The sequence below is a fragment of the Candidatus Methylobacter oryzae genome (genome assembly GCF_003994235.2).
Taxonomy (GTDB): Bacteria; Pseudomonadota; Gammaproteobacteria; order Methylococcales; family Methylomonadaceae; genus Methylobacter_A; species Methylobacter_A oryzae.
The window spans coordinates 1-6,500 of record NZ_RYFG02000055.1 but is presented as its reverse complement, the minus strand read 5'-3'; the positions used below and the strand labels follow the sequence as shown (position 1 = coordinate 6,500).

General features: G+C 54.3%; 4 protein-coding genes. 2 read left to right on the top strand and 2 right to left on the bottom strand.

What is annotated here, in order from left to right:
- Positions 1-757 precede the first annotated feature (757 nt).
- On the top strand, positions 758-1,921 hold the full coding sequence (locus EKO24_RS06620; protein WP_154671583.1) for a heme-binding protein: 1,164 nt from the start codon (positions 758-760) through the stop codon (positions 1,919-1,921).
- 283 nt (positions 1,922-2,204) lie between these two features.
- Positions 2,205-4,547 carry a glycoside hydrolase family 15 protein gene (locus tag EKO24_RS06615; protein ID WP_127028966.1) on the top strand — a complete coding sequence of 781 codons (2,343 nt, stop codon included), beginning with the start codon at positions 2,205-2,207 and terminating at the stop codon, positions 4,545-4,547.
- A gap of 3 nt (positions 4,548-4,550) precedes the next feature.
- Here EKO24_RS06615 and EKO24_RS06610 read toward each other — a convergent pair whose 3' ends face one another.
- Positions 4,551-4,919 carry a sensory rhodopsin transducer gene (locus EKO24_RS06610; RefSeq protein WP_127028967.1) on the bottom strand — a complete coding sequence of 123 codons (369 nt, stop codon included), beginning with the start codon at positions 4,917-4,919 and terminating at the stop codon, positions 4,551-4,553.
- A 389-nt stretch (positions 4,920-5,308) separates the two neighbouring features.
- Complete coding sequence (locus EKO24_RS06605; protein WP_127028968.1) at positions 5,309-6,352, bottom strand: SDR family oxidoreductase; 1,044 nt, start codon at positions 6,350-6,352, stop codon at positions 5,309-5,311.
- Positions 6,353-6,500 lie beyond the last annotated feature (148 nt).

The window sequence follows — 6,500 nt, the reverse complement described above, 5'->3', positions numbered from 1 at the left end:
TGGCGACCGAGACTGCTCCCGGCAGTCCTCGGCATTTCCTCCATCCATGGAGGTCAGAAGTGCTGGAGCTGCCGGGAGCGGCTCCAGTAAACCCCCGGAAGGTCTAACCGGCTGCAAGCGGCCAATCTACGGCTGATATTTTTCGTGCCTTTCGTGGACGGTACGTAACATCAGTTAATTAATCGAAAATCGCTCTAGCAACTATTGCGTTGCTGAATAACGCAATCAATGCTTAGGCTGGCTGCGTAACTCCGGTGGCGGAGCTCGGCCCAAGGCCGGTGCGTATCTCCATCAGCCTATCCCCCGCTTGACGCACCTGTTCATCCGCATCATTAATATGTCGAACTAGCGCCAAAGACGAGGCCGAATTACAGCGCCTTTTTTCAATCCCGCTCAACTTTACGGCGTTACGCCAATGCCATTGCATAACGCGTTATTGACGCGGATTTTTTTATTCACTTTTTGCGTAGAGCATCGGTCATCAATGCATGAGCTATTTTTTAAGGCCGTATTCCAATCTGATTGTTTGATCAATTTTTGCTCAAAGCCCGGTAAAACATCCCTCTAAAATCCCTCTTTTTACCAAAATACGATCAATTACTTATTTATCGATCATTCTTTTGCGTGTCTCATAGTATTCGATTTCTGGAAAACAACATTATTTGCAGAAATGGTGCAGGATGCTTATTCATTGTTGAATCATACAAAATGGGATTGTTAATAAATCTTTGTTAATAAAACCTTTTAGGAGTAAACCATGAAAAAAATCCAAAAGAAATCCATAGTTCTTGGTGGAGTTTTACTGTCCGTGGCAAGTGTTAACGCTATGGCAAGTTGTAGCGACGTGCTGGCAACTTGGCAAGATAGCTTTATTACTTCGTCAGTAGGTGCTTCCGGTAATGGAGGCTTCGGTTTTCCGGTATGGATAGCCGCAGTTGATGAGACAGGAAAAGTCTGCGCAGTGGCGAATAGCAGCAGTATTAGCTCTTCTGGCACTGGTACTACGGGCACCGGCACGACAGGAACAGGGACTACCGGTACCGGCACAACGGGTACCGGTACTTCAGGCACAGGCACTACAGGTACCGGCTCTACAAGCATCGCTGATTTGGCTACTCTAGGCGGCTCTACTGTAGGTAATATGTCTACATTAGGCAATCGTCTTATTGCCATACAAAAAGCCAGTACAGCCAGCGCTTTCAGTTTCGACGCTTTTTCAATATCGACCGCTAATCTTTATGGTTTAACGTTGCCGGGCGGTAGTCTGTACGGCTTGCAGTTTAGTAATCCAATTACCGTTACTGCCAGCAATACAAGTAATCTTGGCAGCTCCGACAATACCGGCAGCTTCGGCCAAGGTATGAGCGACCCTGCCGTTGGCACTCACGTTGAAGGCGTTATCGCTCTTGGCGGCGGCTTAGCGCTTTATAACAGTCAAAGAGTCAAAGTGGGCGCTATTGGCGTTTCCGGCGATACTTCTTGTACCGACCACGCTATTGCTTGGAGACTGCGTACCGCAATGAACTTAAATAATGTGCCTGCCGGATTCGGCAGCGGGACTGGTTCAAGCTCGCCTGGAGCGCTCGGGGATGAACTGGTGATTAATACCGGTAACAATGTTGCCGATATAACTAATACTTACAAACACCCTAGTTGCGCTATTACTACCGCCGTAACCGATCCTACAGCAGGGGCGGAAACTGGCGTGATCGGTGGAACCGGCACTGGCACTACCGGTACCGGCACTACTGGTACTGGCACTACCGGTACTGGAACAACTGGCACCGGCACTACTGGTACTGGAACCACTGGCACCGGCACTACCGGTACTGGAACCACTGGCACCGGCACTACCGGTACTGGCACTCCAAGCACCGGCGCTACCGGTACTGGCACTCCAAGCACTGGTACTACAGGCTAATAATGAACCAAATGTTACTGCTTGCCTCTTACACCAAGAGGCAAGCAGTAATGCCGTTACACTTATAAAAATTCTTATTAGCTATTGCTATAACGCAGACAGCTATTCTAGCCGCCACTTACCGACTTGCTTTCAAAACAATCGAATGTCTATTCATCAGCCGAACTATCCGGTTAGCTAACGCAAGCTTAAACACACGATGAGATCAGCCTAGAAACGTTGACTTAAAAGTCGATAGCAAATACTCACCTCGACATGAAATTCACAGTGAGGGAATACTTGAATGATAGAACCGTCTTCCCCAACCTGGGCTCCGGCCGTTAAAGACGCAGTCGGCACCGCATTAGGCACTTCGCGAGTATGGTTCACTATCGCGCAAGGTATTATTACCGAAGTTTATTACCCCCGGCTGGATATTCCCCAACTGAAAGATTTAGGTTTCATTGTCGCCAACGGCAGCGATTTTTGGATCGAAATACGCCGGCTAAACGACTACACGCTGACTTGGCAGGATGAAGCCATTCCCGCAATCGCGATTACTCATCAGCATCCCCGATTCGCCCTTAGCCTGAAAATATGCGTCGATCCCGAACGCGACGTACTGGCCGTCGACTTTCTATTAACAGGAGACGCCGGCTTGCAACTCTATCTATTGGCTGCTCCGCGGCTTGGCGAAGATGCAAACCACAATCTGGCTTGGACCGGTGAATGGGAAGGCCATCCTTTGTTATGGGCCGAACAAGGCCCGTTCGGCATAGCCCTGGCCGCTGTCGATCGCACCGGATACCCGGCGCTATCGCAACGTTCGGTAGGAATCGTCGGCAACAGCGACGGCTGGCAAGATTTCAAACACAACAATGCGATGACTTGGCATTATAACCAAGCCGGACCCGGCGAAGTAGCGTTGACCGCACAATTGCCTTGCTCCGGCAACCTGGCAGTCGGATTTGCCGGCAGTCGCGAAGCTGCCGCGACACTGGCATCGCAATCGCTGACATCCGGCTTTGAAGCGCTATGGCTTGAATATTGCCGAAACTGGCGGCAATGGCTGGACACCTTGCATTGGCCGAAACAACTGGACACGCTGCTCGAAGCTAAATCCATCGCGCTGTTGCGTCGCTCGGCGACAGTCCTGAAAGTTCACGAAGACCATACGTTTCCCGGCGCTTTTATCGCCAGCCTCTCGGTGCCTTGGGGCGAAGCCAGCACCAGCCGGGGCGGCTACCATTTGGTATGGTCGCGCGATTTGGTCGAGACAGCGGGAGCGTTATTGGCGCTCGGCGACACTGCCGACGTAAAGCGGAGCTTGATTTACCTGATCTCAACCCAGCGGGCCAACGGCCATTGGCTGCAAAACCAGTGGCTAGGCGGCAAACCGTTCTGGCAAGGCATACAACTCGATGAAACCGCGTTTCCGGTGCTGCTGGCCAGCGCCTTGGCCGACCGCAATGCGTTGGGCGATATACGAGTGGACGACATGGTGCGCCGGGCGCTCGGCTACATCGTTCGCGAAGGCCCGACAACGGCCCAGGACCGCTGGGAGGAAGACCCCGGCATCAACACCTTTACCGTCGCGGTCGTGATCGCGGCGCTGGTCGAAGGCAGCCGTTTCCTGAATGACCGAGAACGCGATTGCGCGCTGATGCTGGCCGACACCTGGAACTTCCGGCTGGAAGAATATACCTGGGTGACCAATACCGCCCTGTCAAAACAGCTTGGCGTGCCGGGCTACTACATGCGTAGCGCCCCCAAAGATATATTGATCGATGAAGGCGCCAAATACGAGCATCTGCTGATCAAAAACCGTCAGAATAACCCCGGGATTCCGGCCGACGAACAACTCGCGATCGATTGCCTGCAACTGGTGCGTTTCGGCCTGCGCGCCGCCGATGATCCCACCATGGTTAGCAGCCTTAAAGCCATCGACCTGCTGCTGAAGACCGATACGCCCTACGGCCCGGTCTGGCATCGCTACAACGGCGACGGTTACGGCGAGCACGATGACGGCACGCCTTTTAACGGTTGGGGCAAAGGCCGCGGCTGGCCGTTGCTGACCGGCGAGCGCGGACATATGGCCTTGCTGTCCGGACAAGATGCGCTTCCTTACCTGCATGCGATGGCGCGAATGACCGGCAAAGGCGGGCTGCTGCCGGAGCAAGTATGGGACAGCGAGCCCATCCCCGAACGCAATTTGTACCCCGGCCAGCCGAACGGCTCCGCGACGCCGCTGGTATGGGCGCACGCCGAATTTATCAAACTGGCCTTAAGTATCGTAGCGGGCGAACCTGTCGACAGGCCGGCCCACGCCTGGGAGCGCTACCAAGGGCGTCATTTGGAACTCGATTTCGCTTTGTGGCAGCCGCGCCAACGGGTCAAGCAACTGGTTGCCGGCCAGGAATTGCGCATCCTGTTAGCGGAACCGGCGCAAGTGCATTGGGGGAAGAACGGCTGGCGGGAGGTGAAGAATATGTTCACCGAGGATTGGGGCTTAGGTCATGTCGCAAGGCTTCCAACCACCGGATTTACGGCCGGCGAGCAAATCAATTTCACCTTCTACTGGCTTAATCGTAAAGCCTGGCAGAATGAAGACTTTCATGTTGAAGTGATCGTCAAAGGCTCGCCTTGATTATCAGGCCGGAAAAGCCATCGTCGTCATCAGCGCCAACGCCGGCTGGCGGGAATCGAGCCGCGTGTGCTGCACGACAATCGGCACATCCGATTCGATCACGCTGGCATAATCGGTATTGTGCGGAACGGGTTCAGGATCGCTGAACTCGTTGAAGCGGACATGCTTGGTGCGCAACGCATTGACCACAAACCGGTACGGCCCCACCGGCTCGCGGTCGGAGAAAAACAGAGTCACCTGAACATGCGCATCTTCAACATCGCAATTCAAAATGCAGATCGCATCGTGGCTGACCAATTCCCGGCTGGTGCCGGAGCTGGAAGGCGGGATGTATCCGTCGGCGATGACCCAACGTTTATGACCGATATTCATATTTGTCGCTCCCTAATGTGGGGTTCAAGACTGATAAGATATTCTCTTGTTCACACGCGCTGCGTGGGAATGCATTGCGGGACGCGCCGCGTCCCGCTAGGTTCGACTTACATAACTACATATTAACCGCGGCTCACGGCGCAGCGCGCCTTAAACTGCATTCCCACGCAGCGCGTGGGAACGAGATAAATCTATTGAAAACTTCGTGTCCTTCGTGCCTTCGTGGTGAATACTTTAATTCTTTCTCAAAACAAACAATTCGACTTACGCTGGTTCCCAAGCTCCTGCTTGGGAACCTAATGAGCAAAGCTCTAGCTTTGCGAGCAGGAAGCTAGAGCTTCCCGTACTGAATTCCCAAGCTGGAGCTTGGGAACTAGCAAACTCGGCTTTCATCTGTCGGCATTTTTTAATCTGGCACTATTGCGGCGCAATCGCCAGCAAGCCCATAATCCGGCAGCCAGCAAACCTACCGTAAGCGGCTCCCGGTACAGCGTAAGCCAAAGCTGCGCGATGCCGGGCTTAGCGCTCTTATCGAAACGGCCGTGAGCGGCAAAATCGCCTTCGACCGGCTCCCATAGATTATCCGGGCTTAACGGATCGGCCGGCTCGCGGCTTTCCTGGCCTTCGTAACCGGTGCGCGCCAAGTAACGGTCTATCAAACCGGGAAACAATTTGTTCGCCCAAATCGCTTTCCAGGTCGGCCAGCCGACGTAAACCTCCCGGCGCTTATGGCGGCTGGCCCAAAAAATCGCCTTGGCAGCCATCTCCGGCTTAAAAATCGGCGGCACCGGCTGCGGCCGCGTCGGCATTTGGTTCTTGCCCCAATCGAACTGCGGCGTATTCAGCGCCGGCATATGCACCATCGTCAGCCGGACTTTGCTGCGGTCGTGCAACAGCTCGCTACGCAATGCATCGGTGAAGCCGCGAATCGCAAATTTTGCGCCGCAATAAGGCGATTGCAGCGGAATCGCCCGATAAGCCAACGCCGACCCGACCTGGATAATAAGCCCGCAATCCCTGGCTTTCATCCGCTTCAACGCGGCCATCGTGCCGTATACCGCGCCCAGGTAAGTCACTTCGGTCGCACGCTTATAATCGTCAGCCGAAATTTCCTCGAAAGGCGAATAGATCGTCGCCATCGCATTGTTAATCCAGATGTCGATAGCGCCGAATACCGCTTCTATCCGCACGGCCGCCGCTTCGACCTGGTCCGCATCGGCGACGTCCGCTACCGCTATCACGGCCTCGCTGCCTAATTCGCGCACTTCATTGGCCGCTTGCTTAAGGCGATGCGGATCGCGGCCGATCAGTCCGAGCCGGGCGCCGTTCCGGGCGAATTCACGCACGGTCGCGCGGCCGACTCCGGCGCCGGCTCCGGTGACGACGACAACCGGCGATTCTCGATTTGTGCCGTTATTTCTTTTCAAGTTCATGAAGAAATCTCCTGACTTTGTCCACGAAAAGCACGAAAGACACGAAAAAATAGCCGTTTAGACCTTCCAGGTTTTTACTGGAGCCGCTCCCGGCAGCTCCAGCACTTCTGACCTCCATGGATGGAGGAAATGCCGAGGACTGCCGGGA